This window comes from Celeribacter ethanolicus, assembly GCF_002407265.1.
Taxonomy (GTDB): Bacteria; Pseudomonadota; Alphaproteobacteria; order Rhodobacterales; family Rhodobacteraceae; genus Celeribacter; species Celeribacter ethanolicus.
In genome coordinates this window covers 2,231,249-2,257,130 of record NZ_CP022196.1, presented here as the reverse complement: position 1 = coordinate 2,257,130, position 25,882 = coordinate 2,231,249, and the positions used below count along the sequence as shown (strand labels likewise).

The following is a 25,882-nucleotide window of genomic DNA, read 5'->3' as shown; positions in this document are numbered from 1 at the left end:
CCCCGGGTGCTCTCAGGTTTTGTCATTGTCGGACTACCTGACCCGGAACGGGGGAGCATTGCAAGGGGGCAGTGTGCGGTTTGTCGCCCTAGTGCCGGAAAATCGCCGCCCACCACATGTCTTTGCTTGGAGCGGCCTGCGACAAAGCCCCCCGATTCTCGATGGTTTCGGTCTCGCAAGCCGTCCGTATTGCAGGCAGTTTTCGGAGGGAGGTTAACGCGTGTCGCATTTTTTGCCTTCCGGCGAGTTTTTCTGCGTCGTGGGGCCTTCCGGACGTTACGAAATCATGTCGCGCAAATTGACCAGACCTCACATCGGGGTTACTTAGGCCTTCAATCACCGCCTGAGCCAGGGAGAACAAAGATGTCGCAAATCGAGCGTGAGGCGATGGAATATGACGTTGTGATCGTGGGGGCAGGGCCTGCCGGCCTGTCCGCTGCGATCCGTTTGAAGCAACTGGATGCCGATCTGAGCGTCGTCGTGTTGGAAAAAGGCTCCGAAGTTGGCGCACATATTCTCTCCGGCGCGGTGCTCGATCCGGTGGGGCTGAACGCTTTGATGCCGGATTGGAAAGAGCGTGGCGCGCCGATCACCACTGAGGTGAAGGAAGACCATTTCCACGTGTTGGGCGAGGCCGGTTCGATCCGCATCCCGAACTTCCCGCTGCCGCCTCTGATGTCGAACCACGGCAAATACATCGTGTCGATGGGCAATGTTTGCCGCTGGATGGCGGAGCAGGCTGAGGAACTGGGCGTCGAGATTTTCCCGGGCATGGCGTGCTCTGAGCTGGTTTATGGTGACAATGGCGAGGTCAAAGGCGTCGTTGCCGGTGTTTTCGGGCTTGAGGCCGACGGCACCATCGGGCCGGACACCGAGCCGGGGATGGAGTTGCACGGCAAATACGTGCTGATTTCCGAGGGCGTGCGCGGATCTCTGGCGAAAGAGATCATCGCGAAATACGACCTGCAAAAAGGCCGCGACGTGCAGAAATTCGGTCTCGGCATGAAAGAGATCTGGGAGATCGACCCCGAGAAGCACCGCGAAGGCAAGGTCTGGCACTCGATGGGCTGGCCTCTGGGGTCGAACGCGGGTGGTGGTGGCTTTGTCTACCACGCGGAAAACAATCAGCTTTATCTGGGGTTCGTGGTGCATCTGAACTACAAGAACCCCTACCTCTTCCCCTATATGGAATTCCAGCGCTTCAAACAGCACCCGCTGGTGAAGGAGCTTTTGGAGGGCGGCAAACGCGTCGCTTACGGCGCGCGCGCGATCTCCGAAGGCGGCTATCAGTCGATGCCGAAAGCGGCGTTTCCGGGGGGCGCTTTGCTCGGCTGTTCCGTCGGCCTCGTCAACGTGCCGCGGATCAAGGGCAACCACAACGCGATGCTGTCGGGCAAAGCGGCGGCGGAGCATGCCTTTGCCGCCATTCAAGAGGGGCGCTCCGGCGACACGCTTGAAGGCTACGAGACCGAATTGCGGACCGGTGCGGTCGGCAAGGATCTGAAGCGTGTGCGCAACGTCAAACCGCTCTGGTCGAAGTTCGGCCTCACCGCGTCGCTGGCCTTGGGTGGCTTCGACATGTGGACCAACCAACTCTTTGGCGTGTCGCTGTTCGGCACGGTGAAACACGGCAAGACCGACGCGCAATCGACCGGCAAGGTGGCGAAGTTCAAGCCGATCGACTATCCGAAACCCGATGGTGTGATCTCGTTCGACCGGCTCACCAACGTGTCCTTCGCGGCGACGAACCACGAGGAAAGTCAGCCCTGTCACCTGAAACTCAAGGACCCGCAGGTGGCCATCGACGTCGATTACAAGGAATTCGGCGGTCCGTCGCAGCGCTATTGCCCGGCGGGCGTCTACGAATATCTGACGCCCGAAGGAGAAGAGCCGAAGTTCGTGATCAACTTCCAGAACTGCGTGCACTGCAAGACCTGCGACATCAAGGAAACCAGCCAGAACATCACCTGGACGGTGCCCCAAGGCGGCGACGGCCCGAACTATCCGAACATGTAAGCCTCTCACGGCAACGTGTTTTTAAACAATGCGACGGGGGCCAGCACGGCTCCCGTTTGCGTTGCGGTGGGGCGGTTAGGGCGATACTCTCTGCGGGACGAAGCATAAGGGAGACGACAGGTGACAGATCGCGCCGGACGCATGATTTCCGCCCTCACCGCCATGGGGCTTTTGTTCGGAAGCGTGGCCCTGCCATCTCCGGGTCTCGCCGATGCCGGCCCCTATCTGGCCGCGCGGCAAGCGACCATGGACCGCACCTTTCCTGAGCTTGCCGTCTACGCGACGCGGGCGCTGGCGGGGGACCCGGACAATCCGGTGCTGCTCGAATCCGTGATTTCCTCCCGGATTTCCATGGGCGATTTCGATGCGGTGAAAGGCTATGCCAGTCTGCTCAAACAAATCGAACCCGACAACCAGATCGCGGCCATGGCGCATCTGACCCTTCTGGCGCGGAGCGGCGATTACGAAGGCCTGGTGGTTGCGCTTGACGAAGGGGAAAGCATCAGCGCCGTGGTCGACGGGCTCATGCGCGCCTGGGCGCATGTCGGGTTGGGCAATATGTCCGGGGCGCTTGATCTCTTCGATCAGGGGGCCGGTATGGGGCAGGGGTTCGAGAATTTCGGCGCCTATAACAAAGGGCTCGCGCTCGCATTGGTCGGCGATTACGAAGGCGCGCTTGCGACCCTGTCGCAGCCGAATATGCCGCAAAGCCGGTTTTCTGTGATCGCGCGGATGGAAATCCTCAGCCAGCTCGAACGCAATGAAGAAGCGCTGGCGCTTTTGAATGACAGCTTCGGCGAGGGGCCTTTGGACCTCGAACTGGAACATCTGCGCGAGGCTTTGGCGGAGGGCGAGGCCGTGCCCTTCGACGTCGTGCACAGCGCGCGTGACGGCATTGCGGATGTGTTCTTCGCGGTGGCCTCTGCGCTCGATGGCGGTCTGGATGATGCCTATACGCTGCTCTATGCGCGGATCGCCGAGGCGTTGCGCCCGGAGGAGGCGAGCTATGTGCTGAGCGTGGCGACGCTTCTGGAGCGGTTGGAGAATTACGACCTTGCGAACCAGGCACTGGATCGGATTCCGGCGGACGATCCGGCCTTTCCGGTCGCCAGTCTTGCCCGCGCCGAGGCACTCAGATCGTCGGGCAAGACCGAGGCTTCGCTTGAGGTCTTGCGGCAACTGGCGAAATCCCACCCGGAACTGGACGAGGCGCATACCGCTCTGGGCGATGCGCTGCGGCGTCAGGAAGATTATAGCGATGCGGTGAAAGCCTATTCCGTTGTGATCGACCGTCACCAGCCACCGACCCGCGGGCAATGGCCGCTCTATTTCACCCGGGGGACGGCCTATGAACGCATGGGCGAATGGGACAAAGCGGAAGCCGATCTGCGGCAGGCTCTGGCGCTGGAACCGGATCAGCCGCGTGTGCTGAACTATCTCGGGTACTCCTATCTCGAGATGAAAACCAATCTCGACGAGGCCATGGAGATGATCCGTAAGGCGGTCGAGGCGCGCCCCGAGGACGGCTATATCACCGACAGCCTGGCCTGGGGGCTCTACCGGCTGCGGCGTTACGACGAGGCGGTGGAGCCGATGGAGCGGGCGGTCGAGCTGATGCCGGTCGATCCGATCATCAACGATCACCTGGGCGATGTTTACTGGGCCGTTGGGCGCGAGCGAGAGGCGCGGTTCCAGTGGCGGCGCGCGTTGTCGTTCGAGCCGGAAGAGGACGAGGCCAATCGCATTCGCAAGAAACTCGACATCGGTCTTGACCGTGTCTTGAGCGAAGAGGGCGAAGAGCCGACACGGGGCGGCAATGACGGTTAAGGTCTTTGCGCCCGCCAAGATCAACCTGAGCCTGCATGTCTCCAGACAGCGGGAAGACGGCTATCACCTGCTCGACAGTCTGGTGGCCTTCGTCGATCTCGGCGATCAGGTCACGGCCTCTCTGGCCGTACGTTCGGAGCTGAGCGTGACCGGGCCCTTTGCCGAAGGTGTGCCGACGGACGGTAGCAATCTCGTTCTCAAGGCGGCGGAGCTTGCGGGCCTTCCGATGTCCCTGACGCTCGACAAACACCTGCCGCCTGCTTCCGGGATCGGTGGCGGATCTGCCGATGCGGCGGCCACGCTGCGCGCGGCGGCGCGGCTTGGGGCGAGTCCCGTCACCGCGGAGCGTGCGCTGGCGCTCGGTGCGGATGTCCCGGTGTGCCTGCGTTCGAAGCCGATGCGGATGCGCGGGATTGGGGATGTGCTGGAGCCGGTGACGATGCCCGCGTTGCATATGGTTCTGGTCAATCCGAAGGTCGAGGTCTCGACGCCCGAAGTGTTCAAGCGTCTGGAACGCAAGAACAATCTGGAGATGCCGGACCTGCTGCCGCGTTGGCCGGACACGCTTGCTTTCGTCGACTGGCTTTCGACCCAGCGCAACGATCTTGAGAAGCCTGCGGTGAAACTCGTGCCCGAAGTGGCGGCGGCTCTGGCGGCGCTGGCCCTGACGCCCGGCGCGCTCATGGTGCGCATGTCCGGCTCCGGCGCGACCTGTTTCGGTCTTTTCGCGGATCGCTATGCGGCGGATGTGGCGGCGTTGCAACTGGCCGAAGGCAATCCGTGGTGGTGGGTCAAATCCGCCAGCACATTGCCGGGATAAGCGCTTCAGCGCGGGGCGAGCGCCTCAGCGCAGTCGCGCGACCACGTAATCGGCAATGTCGGAGAGCATCTCGACGATTTCGCCCTCGGGCAGGGCCGAAAGCACTTCCTTTGCCTTGTCCGCCCATTCGAGCGCGATCACACGGGTTTCTTCCAGAGCGTCGTGTTTGTTCAAAAGCGCGATGGCGTGTTCCAGATCGCCTTCGCCCTGCTTGCCCTTCTCGATGGTTTTCACCCAGAAGGCGCGCTCTTCCGCATCGGCCTTGGCCACCGCCTTGATCAGCGGCAGGGTCAGTTTGCGTTCGCGGAAATCGTCGCCGATATTCTTGCCGGTCTGCTCGGAGCCCCAGTAATCCAGAAGGTCGTCGACGATCTGGAAGGAAATCCCAAGCGCATCGCCGTAATCGAACAGCGCTTTCACAACCGTCTCATCGGCCCCGGCCAACACACCACCGACTTCGGTCGCGGCGGCAAAGAGCGCTGCGGTTTTGCCGCGCACTACTTGGACATAGATGGCTTCGTCGGTCTTCAGGTCTTGCGCGGCGGTCAGCTGCAGCACTTCGCCTTCGGCAATCGTCGCAGAGGCATTCGACAGGATGCGCAGCACGCGCATGTTGTCGGCATCGGTCATCAACTGGAACGACCGGGCAAAGAGATAGTCGCCGACCAGAACCGAAGATTTGTTGTCCCACAGCAGGTTGGCCGTCGGTCGCCCGCGCCGTTGCGCGCTTTCGTCGACCACATCGTCATGCAAAAGCGTGGCGGTGTGGATGAATTCGACCGTGGCCGCGAGATGGATGTGATAGGGGCCGTCATAGCCGCAGGCCTTGGCGGCTGCCAGGGTCAGCATCGGGCGAAGGCGTTTGCCCCCAGCCTCGATCAGATGCGCGGTTACCTCGGGAATGCGCGGCGCATGTTCCGACGACATCCGCTCCCGGATCAGCGCGTTGACGGCCTTGAGTTCGGGCGCCAGAGCGGCGGCCAGTCTTTCGTGCGGCTTCACGGCGGCTTTATCCAGTCCCATGGGACCTCCTCGGCTCGACAAACCTTGCGGTCTGCTCTTTAATCATCGCGATGAAACAGCTTCTGCGCACCACCGACCCCACCCAGATCGTCTACGCCAAAGCGCTCTTGTCCGGAGAGGATATAGACTGCTTTGAAATGGACGTCCATATGAGCGTCCTCGAAGGCAGCATCGGCATTTTGCCGCGCCGCCTGATGGTGCGCGACGAGGACCACGCGCAGGCCCGGCGCATTCTCAAGGACAACGATTTCGAGTTGGAGGATCTGTGAACGGGTCTTCTGAGTGCAGCCGCGATGCGTTTCTGGGTGGGCGGCTTCATATATTTCAACCGCGCAAAGGCTATCGCGCCGGGGTCGATCCGGTGCTTCTGGCTGCGGCCACGCCGGCGACTCCCGGTCAGTCCGTGCTGGAGCTTGGCTGCGGCGCGGGTGTCGCGTCCTTCTGTCTGGCCGCGCGCGTGGCGGGGCTGGCACTCACCGGGGTCGAGTTGCAGGGCGTCTATGCCGATCTCGCGCGCCGCAATGCCATGGAGAACGGCACGGAGATGAGCGTGTTCGAAGCCGATCTGCGTCACCTGCCCGGTGCGGTGAAAGAGCAGACTTTCGATCACGTCATCGCCAATCCGCCCTATTACGAACGACATCGCTCGACACCCGCAGAGGATGCCGGGCGCGATGTGGCGCTCGCCGGGGCGACGCCTTTGTCGGACTGGATCGACGCGGCCACGCGCCGCCTCAAACCCAAGGGATACCTGACGATGATTCAAAAGGCTGATCGCCTGCCGGATATGCTCGCCGCCTGCGACCACCGTCTCGGGTCGATCCGTGTCCGCCCGGTTCAACCGCGTCCGGGGCGTGCGGCGGAGCTTGTGATCCTTCAGGCACGCAAGGGCGGGCGGGCCGCATTTGGGCTTGAGGCGCCGCTCGTAATGCATGAGGGCGCGTCACATAAGTACGATTGCGACGATTACACCTCGCAGGTCGTCAAGATTTTGCGAGGCGGCGACGCCTTGCCGTGGGGCACCTAGATTTTGGCGATATTTCGCAAAGGCTAATATTCTGGTCACTTTGTTTCAAAACAAAGCCGTGACACGACTCGAATTCTATGCTGCACTTGTCACACAGCTTTTACATGGCTGACACACTCAGAGAGGAGAAATCATGAGCTTGACGTCCCACATCCAGGAACTGAAGAAAAAGCACCAATCCCTCTCGGAGGCCGTTGAACATGCCCAGCGTTCGCCCGGCGCCGATGGCCTTCGGATCGCAGATCTGAAGAAACAGAAACTCCGCATCAAAGAAGAAATCGCACGCCTCAGCATGGCCTGACGCGTCACATCACCCGGTCTGGCGGCTTTGATAAGCGGCCAGACCGGCTCCGGTCGTGATCAGCAACGCCGACACGATCAGCGCGGTCGAAGGTGCCGCGATTCCAGCTAAAATCAGAACCAGTGTCGACAGAAGCGGAGCCGCATAGGACGCGGTACCCAAGAGCTGAATGTTGCCGCGTTTCACGCCGATATCCCAGACATAGAACGCCGCGCCCACCGGGCCGAGTCCGAGGCCGATCATGCTGGCCCAGCCCATGCCGGTCGAGGGCCAGACGGTCTCTTCCAAAGCCAGATGCGCCAGCAGCGACAGTCCGGCGGTGGCGAGGCAATAGACCGTAACCACCATGCTCGGGATGGTGCCAAGACGCCGCGACAGGACGGAATACCCCGCCCAGGTCACGGCACAGGCCAGCGCCAGCGCATATCCAAGCCCGTGTTCGCCGGAAAAGGACGCGCCTTTGGCCACGATCAGCGCCGCTCCTGCAAAGGACAGAGCTGCGCCGAGCAGGTGCAGCGGGCGCAGCCGTTCGCCGGGCAGAAGGCCGGAAAACAGCACGATCAGCAGGGGCCACAGATAGGCGATCAACCCGGCTTCGGCGGGCGGAGCCGCTCTGAGAGCCGAGAAATAGAGGAAGTGATAGCCGAAAAGGCCGACAGTGCCGAAGGCATAGACCGAAAGCGGAATTCCCTTAAGCTCGCCCCAGCGCCCGGAAGCCGTGGTCCAGATGACCCCGATACTGCCGCCAATGCCAAAACACACCGCGTTCAGTTGAAGCGGTGGCACCTCCGAAGCGCCGACGGTGAAAAGTGCGAGCAGGGCCCAGAGCAGGACGGCGAGAAAGCCGATGGTGGTGGCGGATTGGCGTGTCATGTGGGCGATTAAGCCGGAGCGCACGGTGGCTGCAATACAAAAAGGGCCGCCCAATGGGCGACCCTGCGTCATGCGACCCTGAAACGCTCAGGTGAGATACTGTCCGCCATTGGCGGTGATGGTCGAGCCGGTGATGAACCCCGCATCGTCGGAAGCAAGGAAGACCACGCAGCGTGCGATGTCTTCCGGCTCGCCCAGACGTCCCACGGGGATCGTCGCGATGATGGATTCGCGGACTTTTTCCGGCACGGCCATGACCATTTCGGTGGCGACATAGCCCGGGCAGATCACGTTCACGGTGATGCCCGCGCGCGCGCCTTCCTGCGCTAGCGCCTTGGTAAAGCCGATGTCACCGGCCTTGGCGGCGGAGTAGTTCGCCTGACCGAACTGGCCTTTCTGACCGTTGATCGAGCTGATGTTGATGACGCGCCCAAACTTGCGGTCACGCATGCCCGGCCACAGCGGGTGGGTCATGTTGAACACGCCCGACAGGTTGGTGTCCATAACTTGCTGCCACTGTTCGCGGGTCATCTTGTGGAACGGCGCGTCGCGGGTGATGCCCGCGTTGTTCACAAGCACGTCGATCGGACCCAGCTCGGCCTCGACCTTGGCGATACCTTCGACGCAGGCGTCGTAATCGGCCACGGACCATTTGTAGGTCTTGATGCCGGTTTCCTCGGTAAATTTCGCGGCGGCCTCGTCATTGCCCGCATAGTTGGCGGCGACGGTATAGCCCGCAGCTTGCAATGCTTTGGCGATGGCGGCGCCGATGCCGCGCGATCCGCCGGTCACAAGAGCGACTCTGGACATGATACTCCTCCTTATCAATCCTGAATTGGTAATCTTGTTATATATAATATTCTGCATTCGCAACAATATTACTATGCGAATGCAGAAAAATCTTTGCGGATGAGGTAAAAAATCCGTCGCGGGGGCGTGCCCGCTCAGGGATCAATCGCGCTCAATGCAGACCGCAACCCCCATGCCGCCGCCGATGCAGAGCGTGGCGAGGCCTTTCTTGGAATCGCGGCGCACCATTTCGAACAGCAACGTGTTGAGGATGCGGGCCCCGGAGGCGCCGATCGGGTGACCGATGGCAATCGCGCCGCCGTTCACGTTGACGATGGCCGGATCCCAGCCCATGTCTTTGTTCACGGCACAGGCCTGCGCGGCGAAGGCTTCGTTGGCTTCGACCAGATCGAGATCGCTGGCCTTCCAACCGGCTTTCGCCAGTGCCTTTTGCGACGCAAAGATCGGGCCTGCACCCATGATCGACGGGTCGAGGCCGACGGTGGCATAAGAGGCGATGCGCGCCATCGGGGCGATCCCGCGTTTCGCGGCGTTTTCGGCGGACATCAGAAGCACACCGGCGGCGCCATCGTTGATGCCGGAGGCGTTGCCCGCAGTGACAGATCCGTCCTTGTCGAAGGCCGGGCGCAGTTTCTGCATGGCCTCGATGGTGGCGCCGTGACGGATGTATTCGTCCTGATCGACCACAATGTCGCCCTTGCGGGTCTTCACTGTGAAGGGCACGATCTCATCGGAGAATTTCCCGGCCTTTTGCGCGGCTTCGGCCTTGTTCTGGGAGGCAAGGGCGAATTCGTCCTGCATTTCGCGGGAGATTTGCCATTGATTGGCGACGTTCTCGGCGGTGATCCCCATGTGGTAGCCGTTAAACGCATCCCAGAGGCCGTCCTTGATCATCGAATCGATGAACTTCATATCGCCCATCTTGTGACCGGCACGCAGGTTGGCGACATGGGGGGACATGGACATGTTTTCCTGACCGCCGGCACAGACGATGTCGGCATCGCCGAGCAGGATGTGTTGGGCGGCCAAAGCAACGGTGCGCAGGCCGGAGCCACAGACCTGATTGATGCTCCAGGCGGCGGATTCGATCGGCAGACCGGCTTTGATATGGGCCTGACGGGCGGGGTTCTGGCCTTGGCCTGCGGTCAGCACCTGACCGAGAATGGTTTCCGACACTTCGGCTTTTTCAATTCCGGCTCGTTCCACGAGGGCTTCGAGCACACAAGCGCCGAGATCGTGCGCGGGGGTGTTGGCGAAAGCACCGGAAAAGCTGCCGACGGCGGTCCGTGCTGCGGATGCGATAACGACATTGGTCATGATAATAGTCTCTCTCCCATTTTGGTTATGGGGAGATTGCCCAAAGGCCGCAATATTTGCAACAAAGTTGCTCGCTCCCCAATGAAAGCTCTATGCTGCGTCCGCAGCATTTTCAACCTTCATGGGGAGGCTGAGGCGCTTTGACGCCGATTTCAACCCGCTTTTTTGCGAATTTCGCGATTGCGCCAGACCGGGTCGATCGTTGCAGCTCCGAAATAATGCCCCTGCATGCAATCGATTCCGATTCCCGTCAGATATTCCGCATCTGCGGCGTTTTCCACGAATTCGGCGACCGTATACATGTCGAAATGCTTCGCCACGGAAACGAGGGCCTGAGTCAGCACCTGATTGTCGGGGCATGAGGCGATGCCACGGATGAACTCTCCGTCGATCTTCACCATGTCGAAATAGAAGTCCTTGAGATAGCGGAAGGCGGTGTAGCCCGCGCCGAAATCGTCCAACGCAAAGGAAATCCCCATGGCCTGGAGTTCGGACATGAAAACGGAAACCAGATCGGGGATCGCCATGGCCGAGCTTTCGGTGATTTCGAGAATCAAACGCTCCGCGATGGTCTGGTCCCTGTGCAGCCCGGTCGTCAGGGTCTCCTTCCAGCGCGGATAGCCGATGGAGCGCGCGGACATGTTGATGGCGAGGCGCAGATCCTTGTGATCGTCGAGGGCCTTGAGGCCGAGTTCGAGCGCGAGGCAGTCGAGTTGACGCCCGGTTTCCGTCGTTTCCGCCACGTCGATGAATTCCCGGGCGGGAATCACGCGACCGCTTTGGTCCAGGACACGGATCAGTCCCTCGTAAAAGGCCGGTCGGTCGGGGCGCAGGGTCTGGACGATGGGTTGGTAGGCCAGCATCACCTGTTTCTTGCGAAGCGCCTCCTGAACCATTTCCATCGTGTTGCGGTCCCGGTTGGCAACCGCCACGGAGAGCGGACTTCCGAATTCATTGTCGTCATAGCCAGAATCGATCATCCCGTCACCTTGTCTCGCTTTGGTCGTGCAAGGACCACTTTCGCGCGGTTGGGATAACGGCGGGTAAATTGGCGAATTTATCTAAAAAGAACGTCAAAATAGAATTAAATTGCCAAAGCCTTGTTTGCGCGACAGGTTTCGCATGAGACGAGGAAAGCGTCGCGTGATCGCTCGGATTTTCCAAGAATTCTATCTTCTTTCTCACTGTGACGTTTGGGTCGTCTTCCTTCGCCAGGGCGTGCCAAGCGACCGATCTGAAATTTTCAGATCCGCGGCACGGATTAACCAGATCGCAATCTCGTTCTGGTCAACTGCGATCAAACCGACAGAACAGGACTGGCGATGACGCTCCAATATTCCGACGCGCATATGGCGGAAAAGGCCGACGAAGCGGCTTTCGACATCGAAGAGCTCTTTTTTTCCCGCACGGACGCGCGCGGGGTGATTGCGGCTGGCAACGAGGTGTTTCGCCGGATTTCCGGGTATTCATGGGACGAACTCGTTGGTGCTCCACACAAGATTATCCGGCATTCGGATATGCCCAAGGGCGTGTTCTACATCCTTTGGGAACGCATCAAGCAGGGGATGGCCACCGGCGCTTATGTGAAAAACCGCGCCAAGGACGGGCGATATTACTGGGTCTATGCCGTCGTCTCCCCGATCGAGGGGGGCTTTGTCTCCGTTCGGATGAAACCGACGTCGGCGACATTCGAGGGAGCGAAGGCCGCCTACAAGGCTTTTCTGAAACTCGAACAGAGCGAGGGGTTAAGCCCCGAGGAGAGCGCGGCTGCCATTCGTGCCAGGCTTAAGGACCTCGGGTTTCCCAACTATGGCGCCTATAGTTCCTATGCTATTGCACAGGAAATGAGTGCCCGTGATGCGGCGTTGTCCCGGATGGAAGACGGCCGGTTGCGCAGCCTCAAGGAGTTGTTGCCAACCCTAGTCGAACTCGACAAGGAACAGCAGGCGCTGTTTGCGGCTTTTGCGAAAATCCGTGGCATTCCATCGAATATGCGAATCGTCGCGTCGCGTCTTGAGCCGGCGGGGGGGCCGATTTCGGCGATTTCGCAAAATTACCGGTTGATGTCGGATGAGGTCACCAATCATCTTGGCGGCTTTCGGGTCGAGAACGGCACGAGAAGCCTGTCCGAATCCGTCATGCTGCGGATCTACCGCGGGCTGTTCATGATGGCCGCCTCCCGGTTGCAGCGCGAAGTCAAGGAAGTGTCCATGGCCGCGCTGGGCAAACATGCGGAGCAGGACGGGTTCCAGACTGAAGTGGAGATCCTGACTACGATGCTCGACGATTACATGATCGAATCGGGCTCGGTGCTCGTGTCGGTGTTCAATGATGTCACCGCGCTGACTCGTTCGGCCAAGGATCTGCGCCAGCTCGTCACCGGACTCGATTCGATCCGCGTACTGTGTCGGGTCGAGGCGGGGCGCCTCGGCGCCCAATCGGCCTCACTCATGCCGGTGATCAATCAGCTCGATACGTTTCATGTCGAGATTGATGCGACGCTCGAGCGGATCATGTCGCTGGCCGAGCGGATCAAGGGGCTGGTCGAGGCGGCCATGCCGCGCACCTTCAATGGTTCTCTGCACTATCATTCTGCGACGGGGGCACTGTCGCGCTGAGCGCATAGGAGGTGAGCAGTTCGGCGACGATGCTCTGGGCCGAGGGTGAAAACCACTCCGCATCCCCGGTCATGCGGGCAATCTCCTTGCCCTCGGGCGAAATCAGGATCGACACCGGCAGGCCAAGCACGCCCATGTCGCGGGCCATGGCGCCCTTGCCATCCATCCTGAGTGGCAGGGACTGGATGCCCGCCTTTTCATAGAAGGACCGGATCGCCGGAAGCGGGTTGTGCCCGGTCGCCACCGGCAACACCACCAGACCCTGATCGCCATAGGCGGCGGCAAGCTGATCGAGTGCCGGCATTTCCTTGCGGCAGGGGGCACACCATGTGGCCCAGAAGTTCAGCAGTACGAGTTTGCCCCGATAATCGGCAAGGGTTTCCTTCACGCCGTCCGCCGCGGTGAAGGGCAGAGGGCTCACGTCCTTAGCCGCATCATGAAAGCCGAGTTTTTGCAGGCTGCCTTCGCGCAGAGCCGCAGCTGCGCTCAGGTCCGTTGCGGAGGCGGGAATTGCACCGAGGCTCAGGGCCGTATAAAGGGTGGCGGCAATCAGCTTTTTCAACATGCGGGACACGTCCATGACCGATAAGAAATCCAACGCGATGTGGGGCGGGCGCTTCGCTGCCGGACCCGACGCCATCATGGAAGCCATCAACGCCTCCATTGATTTCGACAAGCGGCTGGCATCCCAGGACATCGCAGGCTCACGTGCTCATGCTTCGATGCTTGCGAAACAGGGCATCCTTACGGATACCGATGCGGAAGCCATTCGGGAAGGCCTGCTCACGGTTTTGTCAGAGATCGAGCGCGGCGAGTTCGTGTTTTCGACCGCTCTCGAAGACATTCACATGAATGTCGAGTCGCGTCTCAAGGACATTATCGGCGAGGCCGCGGGCCGTCTGCACACCGCACGTTCGCGCAACGATCAGGTGGCGACCGATTTCAAACTCTGGACGCGTGATCAATATGATGCCGCCATTTCGGGTCTCGACGCGCTCATTCGTGCGCTGATCGTACAGGCGGAAAAAGGTGCGGATTGGGTGATGCCGGGCTTCACCCACCTGCAAACCGCGCAACCCGTGACCTGGGGCCATCACATGATGGCCTATGTCGAGATGTTCGGCCGCGATATGTCCCGTTTCAAGGATGCCCGCGTGCGGATGAATGAAAGCCCGCTGGGCTCCGCCGCATTGGCGGGCACCGGCTTCCCGATCGACCGGCACATGACGGCGGAGGCGCTGGGCTTTGATCGTCCGACGGCGAACTCTCTCGATGCCGTGGCGGATCGCGATTTCGCGCTGGAATTCCTGTCCTGCGCCTCGATCTGCGCCATGCACCTGTCGCGCTTTGCCGAAGAGCTGGTGATCTGGTCCTCCGCGCAATTCCGCTTCGTGGCTCTGTCGGACCGGTTTTCCACCGGCTCCTCGATCATGCCGCAAAAGAAAAACCCCGACGCCGCCGAGCTGATCCGCGCCAAGATCGGGCGCATCTTCGGGGCGAACGTGGCGCTCATGACGGTGATGAAAGGTCTTCCGCTCGCCTATTCCAAGGACATGCAGGAAGACAAGGAGCAGGTCTTTGACGCCGCCGACAACCTGATGCTGGCGCTGGCCGCGATGACCGGGATGGTGTCGGACATGACCGCCAATGTCGACAATCTGCGCGCCGCCGCCGCTTCAGGCTTTTCGACCGCAACCGATCTCGCCGACTGGCTGGTGCGCGAGGCGGGGCTGCCGTTCCGGGATGCCCACCATGTCACTGGTGCGCTGGTCGCCATGGCCGAGAAAAAGGGCGTCGATCTGCCGGATCTGAGCCTTGAAGAGATGAAATCCGTTCACGAAGCGATCACCGAAAGCGTCTATGACGTCTTGACGGTTGAAAACTCGGTCGCTTCGCGCACAAGCTACGGGGGAACCGCGCCCGCACAGGTGCGTGCGCAGATTACCCGTTGGAAAGAGGTGCTCGGATGAAACGTGTTGTTATGGCTTTGGTTCTGTTGGCCGGGCTGACCGCCTGTGGCGTGAATGGTGAGCCGGTGGCACCGGAGGTGGGGGTTTCAACCACCGTGGGGGTGAACTCTCATGCCGGGGCCTATACCGACACGGCGATCAATATCCATTTCCCGGCGAACTGATTTTCGAGACCTGATCCGGGGCGCGCCTGCCCCTGAAAGTGAAAGACCCAGATGGACCATTTCCTCTACAAAGACGGCGTGCTCCATGCCGAAGACGTGGCCGTGAGCGATATTGCGGCCCAGGTCGGTACGCCGTTCTACGTCTATTCCACCGCGACGCTGACCCGGCATTTCAAACTGTTCGATGATGCACTGTCCGGCATGGACCATCTCGTCTGTTTCGCGATGAAATCGAATTCTAACCTCGCGGTGCTCAAGCTCATGTGCGAGCTGGGCTCCGGGGTCGATGTGGTGTCCATCGGCGAATATCTCAAGGCGAAGGCGGCGGGATTTCCGGGCGAACGCATCGTGTTTTCGGGGGTCGGCAAGACGCGCGAGGAAATGCGCATCGCCCTCGAAGGCGGCATTCGCCAGTTCAACGTCGAGAGCGAGCCGGAGCTTGCGGCGCTCAACGAGGTGGCGACCTCTCTCGGGATGAAGGCGCCCATCGCGCTGCGGGTGAACCCGGATGTGGATGCCAAGACCCATGCGAAAATCGCCACCGGCAAATCCGAGAACAAGTTCGGTATTCCGATCGCCACCTGTCGCGACGTGTACAAGCGTGCGGGTGAAATGCCGGGCATCGACGTGATCGGTATCGACGTGCATATCGGGTCGCAACTGACCCAGCTCGAGCCGTTCGAGTTGGCCTTCACCAAGGTCGCCGAACTGACCGAAGCGCTGCGGGCCGATGGTCATGACATCCGCCGTCTCGATCTGGGGGGCGGGCTCGGCATTCCTTACGAGCGTTCGAACTCCGCGCCGCCGCTGCCGGTAGAGTATACCGACGTGATCCGGCGCACCGTCGGGCATCTCGGCTGCGAGATCGAGATCGAGCCGGGGCGACTGATCTCCGGCAATGCCGGAATTCTCGTGTCCTCCGTGATCTATCTCAAACATGGCGAGGGCCGCGATTTCCTGATCGTCGATGCGGCGATGAACGACCTTGTGCGTCCCTCGATGTATGACGCCTATCACGACATCATCCCGGTGACGGAGCCCGAGGCCGGAGAGGATCAGACCCCGATGGATATCGTCGGTCCGGTCTGTGAAACTGGCGACACCTTTGCCAAGGCGCGCAACATGCCCGGTCTTGGCGAGGGCGATCTGGTCGCCTTCCGTTCGGCGGGAGCTTATGGCGCGGTGATGGCCTCGGAGTATAATTCCCGGCCGCTTATCCCCGAGGTTCTGGTGAAGGGCGATCAATTCGCTGTCATTCGCAAGCGTCCGAGCTTTGACGAGATGATAAACCGCGATACCATCCCTGCGTGGCTCTGAGCGCGGATCATCCCGATGCGCGCCCGAAGCCCCGGGCGAGACGTATGGAATTTGACCGACAGCTCCGAGACAGCCTTGGCCAGAGCCTTGCCCGACGGGTGAGGCGCGCCTTGCGTGTGACACAGGCCGGGCTGTTGTACGAACGCTTGGGCACGGCCTTCTGGCCGCTGTTTTCGCTGCTCGTCTTTGTGGTCGGTCTGGCGCTTCTTGGGGTGCAGGAGGCCTTGCCGCCTTCTGGGCTTTGGGTCGCCGGAGGGCTGGTCGCCGTTCTGGCGCTTCTGTCCGTGATCTATGCGATACGCCATCTGCGCCTGCCCTATGCGGCGGAGGCCATGGCGCGGGTCGATGCGGACCTGCCGGGACGGCCCTTGCAGGCGCTGTCCGACACGCCGTTGATTGGGGCAGGAAACGACGCCTCCGAAGCGCTCTGGGCTGCGCATCGCACGCGTATGGCGGAACGTCTGCGCGGCGTGCATGCCATCGCGCCGATGCTGCGGTTGTCCTCCGCCGATCCGTTCGCGCTGCGCCTCATTGCCCTGACGACTTTGGGGATGGGACTTGTGTTCGGATCGTTTGAAAAGGCCGGAAGCCTGCGCGATCTCGGGGGGAGTGGGCAGGAGATCGCCGTCGGTCCAACCTGGGAAGGCTGGGTGCGCCCGCCCGCCTATGCCGGCAAGCCGACGCTCTATCTCGGCGATCTCGATCCGGAATTCGAAGTACCGAAGGGCTCGGACGTAACCCTGCGGTTTTACGGTGCGGATGGCACGCTGACGCTGCGTGAGACCGTCTCCGGCGATGACGACATGACCTTGCACGATTTCATCATCCGTCAGGCGGGCGAGATCGAGATCGACGGACCCACCGGTCGGCTCTGGGATGTGGCGCTGCAACCGGATCAGCCTCCCGTGGCCGAGCTTGTGGGCGAGATGACCCGCGCACCGTCGGGCGAGGCACGGCAGGAATTTCGGCTGAGCGACGATTTCGGTGTGGCGCGGGCCGAGTTGACGATCACCCGAGACCCGGAGGCCTTGGAAAGACGCTATGGTTTTGCCCTGCCGCCCGAGCCGCGCGAGGCGATCACTCTGCCGGTGATGTTGCCGCAAACCGGGGATCGTACCGAGATCGAGGGGCTGATTGCCGAAAATCTGGCTGAGCATCCTTTCGCGGGGCTGCCCGTGCGTTTGAGCCTCACGGCCTGGGATGCGGCCGGGCAGGAAAGCGCCGCCACGCTGGGGGAAAGTACCCTGCCGAGCCGGCGGTTCTTCGATCCTCTGGCGGCGGCTATCGTGGATCAGCGCCGGGAGCTTTTGTGGAACCGCGACAACGCCGCGCGCACGGCGCAGGTGCTGCGCGCGGTGTCGGTGAACCCGACCGAGATGTTCGACGAGATGACGACTTATTTCCGTCTTCGCGAAACCATCGGCCAGATTGAGGGACGCGCGGGGCGCCTGACGGATGAGCAGATCGACAGTATCGCGGCGAACCTCTGGGAGATCGCGCTGGAACTCGAAGACGGTCAGCTCAAGGAAGCGCTTGCCCGCCTGCACCGGGCGCAGGAGCGCCTGTCGCAGGCGATGCGCGACGGTGCGACGCCGGAAGAGATCGAACAGTTGATGCAGGAGCTGCGCGAGGCCACCCGCGATTACATGCAGCAACTGGCGGAACAGCAGGGCGATGAAAACGACGGCACCGACATGCCGGATCAGGGCCAGCAAGATGGGCAGGAGATCACCCAGGATCAGTTGCAGCAACTGATGGACCGCATTCAGGAGCTGATGGAGCAAGGCCGCATGGCCGAAGCGCAGCAGCTTATGGATATGCTGGCCGAAATGCTCGAGAACATGCGTGTCACCAAGGGCGAGGGCCAGGGCGGGCAGGGCATGCAGGGCCTTCAGGACATGCTGCGCGATCAACAGCAGCTCAACGATGACACGTTTTCGGACCTTCAGGACCGGTTCGGGGAAAACAGCCAACAGGGGCAAACTCAGCGACCCGGACAACAGCGGGGACAGAAAGAAGGGCCATCGGGCGATGCAGAGACAAATCCGGGAGAGGACGGCACGCGACCCGGCGAGGCGCCGAACGGCCAGTCTCTTTCCGAACGTCAGCAGGCCCTTCGCGATCAGTTGCAACGTCAGCGTAGCAGTATTCCCGGCGGCCAGGGCGGCGGGGACGACAGTGTCGGCGGCGCGCTCGAACGGGCCGACCGGGCGATGGAAGAGGCCGAAGACGCGCTGCGCGAGGGGGATCTCAACGGCGCGCTCGGGCGCCAGGCCGAGGCGATGGAAGCACTCCGCGAGGGCATGCGTCGCCTTGGCGAACAACAGGCGCAGAGCCAGCAGAACGAGGACGGGCAACAGGGCGAGGCCGGTGGCCAGTCCGGCAGTGACGCGGCGCGGCGCGATCCGCTCGGGCGCAAACCCGGCGACGCGGGGCGTTTCGGCAGCGATGACGAGCTCTATCAGGGCGAAGATGTCTATCGTCGGGCGGAGGAACTTCTGGACGAAATCCGGCGCCGCTCCGGCGAACAACAGCGCCAGGCCGAAGAACGCGATTACCTGAACCGGCTACTGGATCAGTACTGATCGGGTCTCAGGCGCTGAGCTGGCTCAACAGGGCGTTGAGCCGCACGCTCGCTGCGGACAACAGGCGGTCGAGCCAGGCGCGGAAACCGTTGGCTGCGGTGACATAGCTTTCCATGACGCCTGCAAGTGCGGGGACTTTTTCCGCAATCACCGGAGCCAGAACGTAAAGCGCCACGAGCATGATGGCCGCAAGCACCAGAACGAGGAACACGGAGCGGAAGCCAGAGCGTTCCGCACGGGCGCGGCGGGTGTCCTCGTCGGGCACCGTGCCGTCCTCATTGCGCTCGGAGGCCGCGCTGAGCGTCGAGTTGATTTCCTCGATGTCCGGCAAGAGATCGCGCCGCTTGCCGGTGGCCGCGGCGACGCTTCCCGCGACGATGCCGCTGTCGGCGGGGTCGAGGCCCCGAAGCCGCGCCATGCGGTCGCGCAGGCTTTTCTTGGCACTGTCCTGTGCCGGTTCTTCGAGCCCGAGATCGGGCTGGGTTTCAAGCGTTTCCCCCTGCGACTGGCGCATGGCCTGATCGAACTCGACCTCGGCGCGCAGGATGTCACGCACGCTGTCCTTGAGCGCAGAACTTTGTGCAGCGGGGCGAACAGAGGAGGTCTCAGCCGCCTCGTCTTCAGGTTCCGCGACTGTGTCTTCGGCTTCGAAAACGGGGGGGATCTCAGTGGGTTCGGGCGTCGGTTCTTCGATCGGCTCCGGAATGTGCAAATCTTCTTCGGGCTCGGCGACGACCGCGACGGTTTCGCTGTCCTCGACTGAGACGGAGGGTTCGAACTCCGGCGTCTCCTCGAATTCAGGGACGGTGTGCGCGGTCTCTTCCGGCGCGACATGACCCGGCACCGGGTCTTCGTGCGGAATCTCATATCCAAGCTCTTCGGCGAGGTCCTGATCGAGATGCGCGGGGCGCTGGAACCAGGTGTGACCGCAATTCGAGCACTGAACATCCCGACCCGCGTCGGGAATGACACGAGCATCGACCTCGTATTGAGCGCCACAATTGGGACAGATCAGCCGCATGTTTTCCCCTGCCACCGAGAGATTGTGCGCATGCTTGTGCGCGATTTTCCGTAATTCTTAACGCACATGTGCGAATTGTCCATGTTTTTGCGACAGTTGGATTGAAAGCTTTTGACCGGTGAGGCAAAACTGTCGCGAATACATAGAGGTTCGCAGAGGTGCCGTGTGATCGAGTTTCATGATGCTGGCTACGGCTACGGGGGGCGTGAGCTTCTGACAGAGATGTCCCTGACGCTGGCTCCGGGGTCGTTTCATTTCCTGACCGGGCCTTCGGGCACGGGCAAGACGACCTTTCTCAAGCTGTGTTATCGCGAACTGCAGGCGACCGCCGGGCGGGTCTCGATTTTTGACGAGGACACCCGGGGCATGGAGCGCGACGACGTGGCGCAACTTCGCCGCCGGATCGGGGTGGTGCATCAGGACTGCCAGTTCCTAGATCACCTGAGTGTTGCCGAGAATGTCGCCCTGCCGCTGACAGTGTCGGGTCAGCCGCGTGACGACGGCGATCTCTCCGATCTGCTGTCCTGGGTCGGCCTGTCGGAACAGATCAACGCCCGCCCGCCGGAGCTGTCCGGGGGGGAGCGTCAGCGTGCGGCTCTTGCCCGCGCGGTGATCATGTCGCCCGATGTGATCCTCGCGGATGAGCCCACCGGCAACGTCGATTGGGAGATGTCGCTGCGGCTCTTGCAACTGCTCATCGAACTGAACCGGATGGGGAAGACCGTGGTGATCGCGACCCACGACCTGCATCTGATCCGTCAGGCCAAATCCCAGGTCGCGGCCCGGGTGTTGCGCATTTCCAACCGGCGCATCCAGCAATCGGGGGCAGATCTGTGAAAACCATTCTTCTGCCCTTTCTGAATTTCAGCGAAAGCACTTCTGGGCGCGTGGTGCCGCCGTCGGGTTTCACGGCGCAGCTCACCGTGATCACCTCTGCCGCCATGGCGTTCCTCGCCGTCTTCGCGCTGGCGCTTTCCATGGCGACCGGGCGTCTGGCGGAGCGTTGGGGCAATGAGCTGGCGCGCGGCTCCACCGTGCGCATCTCCGCCCCCGCCGAGCAGGTCGACGCGCAGGTCGCAGCAGCTCTCAAGGTTTTGGAAACCACGCCGGGGGTCGCGGCGGCGCGATTGTTGTCGGAAGAGGAGGAGACTCTCCTTCTCGAGCCATGGTTCGGTCCCGATTTGCCACTCGACACGTTGCCCTTGCCCGCCCTGATTGATGTGCAGGAAACCTCCGACGGCTTTGATGCCGAAGGTTTGCGCCTGCGTCTTGCAGGCGAAGCGCCCGGCGCGGTGCTCGACGATCACAGCCGTTGGCGCAAACCCCTGCTGCGCGCCGCCGAACGTCTGCGGTTTCTGGGCGTGCTGTCTCTGATCCTGATTGCGGGGGTCACCGGCGGGATGATCACGCTTGCGGCCAATGCGGCCCTTGCCGCCAACGGTCAGGTGATCCGCACGCTGCGGCTTGTCGGTGCCACCGATCGTTTCATCGCCGGCGCTTTCGTGCGACGCTTTACCCTGCGGGGGCTGAGCGGGGCGCTCATCGGAACCTTCCTCGGTATGATCGCGGTCGCTCTTCTTCCGAGCGCGGATGAGGCGGGGAGTTTCCTCACCGGTCTGGGCTTTGTCGGTGCGCAATGGCTCTGGCCTCTGGCAATCCCGGTCCTGGCGGCGCTCGTGGCCTTCGCGGCCACCCGTGTCGCGGCCAGCCAAACCCTTCGGAGGTTGATGTGATGCCCTATCCGATCCAGTGGCTCCTCTCGCTGATCTTCGTGATCCAGATGTATCTGGCCATGGCGATCCTTGCGGTTTTCTTCACGCCCCTGGCGATGATCAAACGCGAATATGCCTATCTGGCCTGCTGGACCTATTGTCATTGGGTGCGTTTCTCGGCGCACTGGCTTGTGGGGCTCAAATCCGAAATCCGGGGCGAGGTGCCCAATGATGAGGTGCTGATCGGGGCCAAACACCAGAGTTTTTTCGACATCATCCTGATCGTCTCCGCCGTTCCGCGGCCGAAATTCATCATGAAGAAGCAGCTCGTCTGGGCCCCCATCGTCGGCTATTACGCCAAACGCATCGGCTGCGTGGCGGTGGATCGCGGCAAGCGGGGGCAGGCAATCAAGAAGATGATCGCGGATGTCAAATCCGGTGCCGCCCTGCCGGGGCAGTTGATCATCTTCCCGCAAGGCACCCGTGTCGCCGCCGGTGCCCATCTGCCCTACAAGATCGGCACCGGTGTGCTTTATGAGCAGACCGGGCAGGACCTCGTGCCCGCCGCCACCAATGTCGGCGTGTTCTGGCCGCGTCACGGCATCTACCGGGCGCGGGGCACGGCAGTGGTCGAATTCCTGCCGCGCATTCCGGCGGGGCAAGAGATGAAAAAGGTCATGGCCGAGCTGGAGGAGGTGGTCGAAAGTGCCTCGGACCGGCTCATGCTCGATGCTGGCTTCACACTGCCGGCGAAAGGCTGAACGTCATCTTGTCGTGATCTTGTGCGGCTAAGGAGAGCGACATGAAACATCTGGCCGAGATTTCCGAACTGGAAGCCCTTTACGGCGTACCGGGTCCCGCCGCGACGGAAAAGGTCGCGCGACGCATGACGCCGGAGTTTCGGCCCTGGCTTGAACGGTGCCGGTTCTGCATCCTCTCCACTGTCGGCCCGGAGGGCACAGACGCCTCGCCGCGCGGCGACAAGGAGCCTGTGCTGCGGGAACTCGACCCGGGTACGCTCGCGATGCCCGACTGGATGGGCAACAACCGCATCGACAGTCTGCGCAACATCGTGCGCGATCCGCGTGCGTCCTTGATGCTGTTTGTTCCTGGCTCGAACAATGTCGTGCGGATGAATGGGCGGGCGTTCGTGACGGCGGACGAAGGGCTACGCCAGTCCTTCGAGGTGGGAGGCAAACATCCCCGCTCCGTGATCGTCTTCGAGATCGCTGAGATCTACACCCAATGCGCCCGAGCCCTGATGCGCGCCGGGCTTTGGGAGGGGCGCGACGACAGCGAGGGTCTGCCGAGCGTCGGTCAAATCCTCGAGGCACTCACCGTGGGTCGCGTCGGCGGCAAAGCCTATGACGAGGAATGGCCGGAGCGCGCCGCCAAGAGCATGTGGTAACGAAGAAGGCCGTGCAATCGCACGGCCCCTTTCCCGGTATTTCCTTTGTGCCCGAAATACTCAGGTCGCCCGTTAGGCCGCCAGGCCCTTCGATCCCATGTCGAGGAACTTCTTGCGGCGGTCCTTGAGGATGGTCTCCGGCTTTTTCTTTTGCAGCGGGGCGAGCATCGCCTCAATCGCCTTGCCGACGGCGGCAATCGTCGCCTCGCGGTCGCGTTGCGCGCCGCCGAGCGGTTCGGGGATGATCTGGTCGATCACGCCGAGTTTGTGCAGGTCCTGCGCGGTCAGGCGTAGCGCTTCGGCGGCCTCGCGCATCTTCTCTGCATCTTTCCAGAGGATCGAGGCGCAGCCCTCCGGGGAGATCACCGAATAGACCGAATGTTCCAGCATCGCGAGTTTGTTGGCGGAGGCAAAGGCCACAGCGCCGCCGGAGCCACCTTCGCCGATGATGACAGAGATCATCGGCACCTTGAGATTGAGACATTTCTCGGTCGAGCGTGCAATCGCTTCCGATTGGCCGCGCTCTTCCGCGCCCTTGCCCGGATAGGCGCCGGGGGTGTCGACCAGCGCGATCACCGGCAGGCCGAAGCGGTCGGCGAGATCCATCAGACGGATGGCCTTGCGATAGCCTTCGGGACGCGCCATGCCGAAGTTGCGTTCGATGCGGGATTTGGTGTCATGGCCTTTTTCCTGACCGATCACCACCACGGGCTGATCGTTGAACCGCGCCAGACCGCCCATGACGGCATGGTCATCGGCAAAGTTCCGGTCGCCGGCCAGCGGCGTGTATTCGGTAAACAGCGCCTCGATGTAATCCTTGCAATGCGGCCGGTCGGGGTGGCGCGCGACCTGGCATTTGCGCCAAGGCGTCAGACCTTTGTAAAGGTCCTTGAGCATATCCGCGGCTTTCTTGTCCAAAGCGGCGGCTTCTTTCTCGACATCCATCTCTTCGTTGGCGCGGGCCAATGCGCGCAGTTCCTCGGCTTTGCCCTCGATCTCGGCCAAAGGTTTTTCGAATTCGAGATAGTGAGTCATGCGGACCTCCGAACGGTTTCGACCCCGTATATGGCTATTTTCGCGCGCGGGTGCAACTCAGCAAGATTTGTGATCTGCTGAAACGGTATCTCTCCCGCCAGGGACATGTTGAAAGGATACGGGGATTAATGGCGCGGCACGCTTATGAAGATCGGCTCTTGCGGGTGCTTGATCATGTCTATGCCCATCTCGATGGCGATCTTTCGCTCGACACTTTGGCGGATGTCGCGGCCCTGTCGCGGTTTCATTTCCACCGGGTGTTTTCGGCGATGACCGGAGAGACGGTGGCGGGGTTCATCCGGCGGGTGCGGCTTTACAAAGCCTCACATCTTCTTGTGCGCAGCGAAGACGGGATCGAGCGCATCGCGCAGCTTTGCGGCTACCCCAATCCGCGCAGTTTCGCCCGTGCCTTTCAGGATGCCTTTGGACTGACGCCCACCGCTTTTCGGGCGCGCGGCGTCGAGATGCCGCCTCTGCGGCTCACGGAAAAAGGAGACTACGTTATGTATGAAATTAAGGTGGAAGACCGCGCGCCGGCGTCTTTTGCAGGTGTGGCGCATCGGGGTGATTACACGGAGATCGGGCAGGCCTTCGAGGTGGCCGCTAAAACCGCCCTGTCGCGCGGCATGGGGCCGGTGCTCGGGCCGATGGTCGGCGTGTATTTTTCCAACCCCGGCGAGGTGCCGGTCGAGGAGATGCGGAGCATGGCCGGGTTCATCCTGACGGGGGACGCGACGCTTGAGGCCCCGCTCGACCCCTTTGCGCTAACGGGCGGGCGTTACGCCGTGTTGCGCCATGTCGGGCCTTATACCGGGCTGCGTCAGGCCTATGATTATCTTTATGGCAAATGGTTGCCCGAAAGTGGTGAGGAGCCGCGCGACGGGCCGCCGTTCGAAATCTATGAAAACACCCCGATGGACACCGCGCCGGAGGATTTGGTGACGCTGATCTGCGCGCCGATCCAGTGATCCAATAGAAACGCCCCGAAGCCTGAGCCTCGGGGCGTTATCGCCTCAACGGCCGTGCCTCCCCGCACGGTCGGAGGGATTTCAGGAGTTCGCGATCAACTCGGATTGGGCCACGATGACCTCGGCCTGTTTGATCGAGGCGATGTCGACCAAACGGCCTTTGTAAACGGTCGCGCCTTCGCCATTGGCCTTGGCCTGTTCCATCGCGGCGAGGATTTCGCGGGCCTCGGTGACGGCCTCCTCGGAGGGGGTGAACACTTCGTTGGCCAGCGCGATCTGTTTCGGGTGGATCGCCCATTTGCCGACCATGCCGAGCGTTGCGGAACGCCGTGCCTGCGCCCGGTAGCCCTCGTCATCGGAGAAATCGCCGAACGGCCCATCGACCGGCAGCACGCCGTGGGTGCGACAGGCGGCGACGATGGCGGCCTGTGCCCAATGCCACGGATCGGAATAATGCCGCGTGTCGCCGTGCAGCATGTAGTAATTCTCCTGCGTGCCGCCGATGCCGGTGGTTTGCATGCCCATGGAGGCCGCGAAATCCGCCGCTCCAAGGCTCATGGCGACGAGACGCGGAGAGCTGGCGGCGATCTCTTCGACATGGGCGATGCCAGCGGCGGATTCGATGATGACTTCGAAATTGATCTTCTTTGTGCGGCCCTTGGCGCGCTCGATCGCGGTGACCAGCGCGTCGACCGCATAGATGTCCTCGGCGCAACCGACTTTCGGGATCATGATCTGATCGAGCCGCTCACCTGCCTGTTCCAAGAGGTCCACGACATCGCGATACCAATAGGGTGTGTCGAGCGAGTTGATGCGCACGGCGAGGGTTTTTTTGCCCCAATCAATCGTGTTGATCGCCTCGATGATATTGGCGCGGGCCACATCCTTGTCCGAGGGTGCGACCGAATCTTCGAGATCGAGATTGATCACATCCGCTGCGGAGGCGGCCATTTTCGGGAAGAGTTTCGTGTTCGATCCTGGGCCGAACAACTGGCAACGGTTCGGGCGTTCCACGGGGGTGGGCTGGAGTCGGAAGGACATTGGCGCTCCTCTCGCAATGATATTTCCAA

The 25,882-nt window shown here is 61.8% G+C and carries 25 protein-coding genes; 16 read left to right on the top strand and 9 right to left on the bottom strand.

Annotated elements, in window-relative coordinates; translation table 11 throughout:
- The first annotated feature begins 363 nt into the window (after positions 1-363).
- The 3 genes from CEW89_RS11040 (at position 364) to CEW89_RS11030 (ending at position 4,663) form a co-directional block, all read left to right on the top strand.
- The gene (locus tag CEW89_RS11040; protein ID WP_096805932.1) at positions 364-2,016 is read left to right on the top strand and encodes an electron transfer flavoprotein-ubiquinone oxidoreductase; all 1,653 of its coding nucleotides are present in this window, start codon (positions 364-366) and stop codon (positions 2,014-2,016) included.
- 120 nt (positions 2,017-2,136) lie between these two features.
- Positions 2,137-3,843: a tetratricopeptide repeat protein gene (locus tag CEW89_RS11035; RefSeq protein WP_096805931.1), complete on the top strand. Its 1,707-nt coding sequence runs from the start codon at positions 2,137-2,139 to the stop codon at positions 3,841-3,843.
- Positions 3,833-4,663 carry a 4-(cytidine 5'-diphospho)-2-C-methyl-D-erythritol kinase gene (locus CEW89_RS11030; RefSeq protein WP_096805930.1) on the top strand — a complete coding sequence of 277 codons (831 nt, stop codon included), beginning with the start codon at positions 3,833-3,835 and terminating at the stop codon, positions 4,661-4,663. The genes CEW89_RS11035 and CEW89_RS11030 overlap by 11 nt, the downstream gene beginning before the upstream one ends.
- Before the next feature lie 24 nt (positions 4,664-4,687).
- On the opposite strand, the gene CEW89_RS11025 is transcribed toward CEW89_RS11030, so the two are convergent.
- Complete coding sequence (locus CEW89_RS11025; RefSeq protein WP_096805929.1) at positions 4,688-5,686, bottom strand: polyprenyl synthetase family protein; 999 nt, start codon at positions 5,684-5,686, stop codon at positions 4,688-4,690.
- Between the two features lie 50 nt (positions 5,687-5,736).
- Here CEW89_RS11025 and CEW89_RS11020 point away from each other — a divergent pair, with 50 nt between their 5' ends.
- The 3 genes from CEW89_RS11020 (at position 5,737) to CEW89_RS11010 (ending at position 7,014) form a co-directional block, all read left to right on the top strand.
- The gene (locus tag CEW89_RS11020; protein WP_096805928.1) at positions 5,737-5,955 is read left to right on the top strand and encodes a putative signal transducing protein; all 219 of its coding nucleotides are present in this window, start codon (positions 5,737-5,739) and stop codon (positions 5,953-5,955) included.
- Entirely contained in the window at positions 5,952-6,713 is a 762-nt protein-coding gene (locus CEW89_RS11015) for a tRNA1(Val) (adenine(37)-N6)-methyltransferase (protein ID WP_096805927.1), read from the top strand. The genes CEW89_RS11020 and CEW89_RS11015 overlap by 4 nt, the downstream gene beginning before the upstream one ends.
- Positions 6,714-6,846: 133 nt before the next feature.
- A complete protein-coding gene (locus CEW89_RS11010; RefSeq protein ID WP_081423753.1) occupies positions 6,847-7,014 on the top strand; it encodes a YdcH family protein in 168 nt (55 codons plus the stop codon).
- A gap of 9 nt (positions 7,015-7,023) precedes the next feature.
- On the opposite strand, the gene yddG is transcribed toward CEW89_RS11010, so the two are convergent.
- The 4 genes from yddG to CEW89_RS10990 form a co-directional block, all read right to left on the bottom strand.
- The gene (gene yddG, locus CEW89_RS11005) at positions 7,024-7,887 is read right to left on the bottom strand and encodes an aromatic amino acid exporter YddG (protein WP_066702545.1); all 864 of its coding nucleotides are present in this window, start codon (positions 7,885-7,887) and stop codon (positions 7,024-7,026) included.
- Positions 7,888-7,974: 87 nt separating this feature from the next.
- Positions 7,975-8,697 (bottom strand): acetoacetyl-CoA reductase, encoded by a 723-nt coding sequence (gene phbB, locus CEW89_RS11000; RefSeq protein ID WP_096805926.1) that lies wholly within the window; start codon positions 8,695-8,697, stop codon positions 7,975-7,977.
- A gap of 141 nt (positions 8,698-8,838) precedes the next feature.
- Positions 8,839-10,014 (bottom strand): acetyl-CoA C-acetyltransferase, encoded by a 1,176-nt coding sequence (locus CEW89_RS10995; RefSeq protein ID WP_096805925.1) that lies wholly within the window; start codon positions 10,012-10,014, stop codon positions 8,839-8,841.
- Between the two features lie 152 nt (positions 10,015-10,166).
- The gene (locus tag CEW89_RS10990) at positions 10,167-10,994 is read right to left on the bottom strand and encodes an EAL domain-containing protein (RefSeq protein WP_066702550.1); all 828 of its coding nucleotides are present in this window, start codon (positions 10,992-10,994) and stop codon (positions 10,167-10,169) included.
- Between the two features lie 342 nt (positions 10,995-11,336).
- Here CEW89_RS10990 and CEW89_RS10985 point away from each other — a divergent pair, with 342 nt between their 5' ends.
- Positions 11,337-12,632, top strand: coding sequence for a PAS domain-containing protein (locus CEW89_RS10985; protein WP_096805924.1), 1,296 nt, complete (start codon positions 11,337-11,339; stop codon positions 12,630-12,632).
- Here the strand turns inward: CEW89_RS10985 and CEW89_RS10980 are convergent.
- The gene (locus tag CEW89_RS10980) at positions 12,583-13,197 is read right to left on the bottom strand and encodes a TlpA disulfide reductase family protein (protein WP_096805923.1); all 615 of its coding nucleotides are present in this window, start codon (positions 13,195-13,197) and stop codon (positions 12,583-12,585) included. The genes CEW89_RS10985 and CEW89_RS10980 overlap by 50 nt on opposite strands.
- A gap of 13 nt (positions 13,198-13,210) precedes the next feature.
- Between CEW89_RS10980 and argH the strand changes: the two genes are divergently transcribed.
- From argH to CEW89_RS10965, 4 genes are read left to right on the top strand one after another with little or no spacing between them, the layout of a single operon-like run.
- The gene (gene argH / locus CEW89_RS10975) at positions 13,211-14,602 is read left to right on the top strand and encodes an argininosuccinate lyase (RefSeq protein WP_066702964.1); all 1,392 of its coding nucleotides are present in this window, start codon (positions 13,211-13,213) and stop codon (positions 14,600-14,602) included.
- Positions 14,599-14,766: a hypothetical protein gene (locus CEW89_RS21035; RefSeq protein WP_198403408.1), complete on the top strand. Its 168-nt coding sequence runs from the start codon at positions 14,599-14,601 to the stop codon at positions 14,764-14,766. Before argH ends, CEW89_RS21035 begins: the two co-directional genes overlap by 4 nt.
- A gap of 51 nt (positions 14,767-14,817) precedes the next feature.
- Positions 14,818-16,083, top strand: a complete 1,266-nt coding sequence (gene lysA, locus CEW89_RS10970) for a diaminopimelate decarboxylase (protein ID WP_066702556.1) — start codon at positions 14,818-14,820, stop codon at positions 16,081-16,083.
- A gap of 44 nt (positions 16,084-16,127) precedes the next feature.
- Positions 16,128-18,668 carry a DUF4175 domain-containing protein gene (locus tag CEW89_RS10965; protein ID WP_096805922.1) on the top strand — a complete coding sequence of 847 codons (2,541 nt, stop codon included), beginning with the start codon at positions 16,128-16,130 and terminating at the stop codon, positions 18,666-18,668.
- 7 nt (positions 18,669-18,675) lie between these two features.
- On the opposite strand, the gene CEW89_RS10960 is transcribed toward CEW89_RS10965, so the two are convergent.
- Positions 18,676-19,689, bottom strand: coding sequence for a zinc-ribbon domain-containing protein (locus CEW89_RS10960; RefSeq protein ID WP_096805921.1), 1,014 nt, complete (start codon positions 19,687-19,689; stop codon positions 18,676-18,678).
- A gap of 165 nt (positions 19,690-19,854) precedes the next feature.
- Between CEW89_RS10960 and CEW89_RS10955 the strand changes: the two genes are divergently transcribed.
- The 4 genes from CEW89_RS10955 to CEW89_RS10940 are packed head-to-tail and all read left to right on the top strand — an operon-like array spanning position 19,855 to position 22,809.
- Entirely contained in the window at positions 19,855-20,526 is a 672-nt protein-coding gene (locus CEW89_RS10955) for a cell division ATP-binding protein FtsE (RefSeq protein WP_066702563.1), read from the top strand.
- Positions 20,523-21,422, top strand: coding sequence for a cell division protein FtsX (locus CEW89_RS10950; protein ID WP_066702564.1), 900 nt, complete (start codon positions 20,523-20,525; stop codon positions 21,420-21,422). The genes CEW89_RS10955 and CEW89_RS10950 overlap by 4 nt, the downstream gene beginning before the upstream one ends.
- The gene (locus CEW89_RS10945; RefSeq protein WP_096805920.1) at positions 21,422-22,162 is read left to right on the top strand and encodes a lysophospholipid acyltransferase family protein; all 741 of its coding nucleotides are present in this window, start codon (positions 21,422-21,424) and stop codon (positions 22,160-22,162) included. The genes CEW89_RS10950 and CEW89_RS10945 overlap by 1 nt, the downstream gene beginning before the upstream one ends.
- A gap of 41 nt (positions 22,163-22,203) precedes the next feature.
- On the top strand, positions 22,204-22,809 hold the full coding sequence (locus CEW89_RS10940; RefSeq protein WP_066702568.1) for a pyridoxamine 5'-phosphate oxidase family protein: 606 nt from the start codon (positions 22,204-22,206) through the stop codon (positions 22,807-22,809).
- Between the two features lie 72 nt (positions 22,810-22,881).
- Here the strand turns inward: CEW89_RS10940 and CEW89_RS10935 are convergent, their stop codons facing one another.
- Positions 22,882-23,844 (bottom strand): acetyl-CoA carboxylase carboxyltransferase subunit alpha, encoded by a 963-nt coding sequence (locus CEW89_RS10935; RefSeq protein ID WP_066702570.1) that lies wholly within the window; start codon positions 23,842-23,844, stop codon positions 22,882-22,884.
- 128 nt (positions 23,845-23,972) lie between these two features.
- Between CEW89_RS10935 and CEW89_RS10930 the strand changes: the two genes are divergently transcribed.
- Entirely contained in the window at positions 23,973-24,812 is an 840-nt protein-coding gene (locus CEW89_RS10930; RefSeq protein WP_066702572.1) for an AraC family transcriptional regulator, read from the top strand.
- Between the two features lie 81 nt (positions 24,813-24,893).
- Here CEW89_RS10930 and CEW89_RS10925 read toward each other — a convergent pair whose 3' ends face one another.
- Positions 24,894-25,853 carry an L-malyl-CoA/beta-methylmalyl-CoA lyase gene (locus tag CEW89_RS10925; protein WP_096805919.1) on the bottom strand — a complete coding sequence of 320 codons (960 nt, stop codon included), beginning with the start codon at positions 25,851-25,853 and terminating at the stop codon, positions 24,894-24,896.
- Positions 25,854-25,882: the final 29 nt, after the last annotated feature.